This window comes from Chromohalobacter sp. HP20-39, assembly GCF_033052815.1.
In the GTDB taxonomy this organism is placed as follows: domain Bacteria; phylum Pseudomonadota; class Gammaproteobacteria; order Pseudomonadales; family Halomonadaceae; genus Chromohalobacter.
The window spans coordinates 1-396 of record NZ_JAWHTP010000236.1; the positions used below are offsets into that span (position 1 = coordinate 1).

1 protein-coding gene is annotated in these 396 nt (G+C 67.2%); it reads left to right on the forward strand.

Annotated features, from left to right (window positions below; all coding sequences use genetic code 11):
* The coding region (locus tag RVY79_RS17805) for a hypothetical protein (RefSeq protein WP_317465840.1) at positions 1-396 on the forward strand (396 nt) is incomplete at both ends.

Consider the following 396-nt stretch of genomic DNA (forward strand, 5'->3'; position numbering starts at 1 on the left):
TGGCGCGATTCGATCGCCACACCGTGCCGCGGCGACGACCTTGCGCAACGCCGGGCATTCCTTGCCGCAAATCCCGAGATCGCGGCGACCGTGAATGGGTTGCCTGCGCCCTTCACCATGGACAGCCGCGGTACGGCAGACGCAATCGCCAAGCTCACAGGCCAGCCGGCCAACCCCGAGGCCGAGAAGGCCCTGGCCGCGATGACTCCCGAATGCCGTGCGACGTTGCAGCGCTATATCGCGGCGGCACAGACCAATGACGGGCCCGGTGCCACGGCGCAGTATGCGGCGCTGAAACAGGCAGGCGGCTGCGGTGTTCTCCCTAAGCCGGATCCGCGCTTTATCTCGTGCGGAAATACCCCGCTGCTCGACCAGACGTTCGGCGCCTGCGACCAG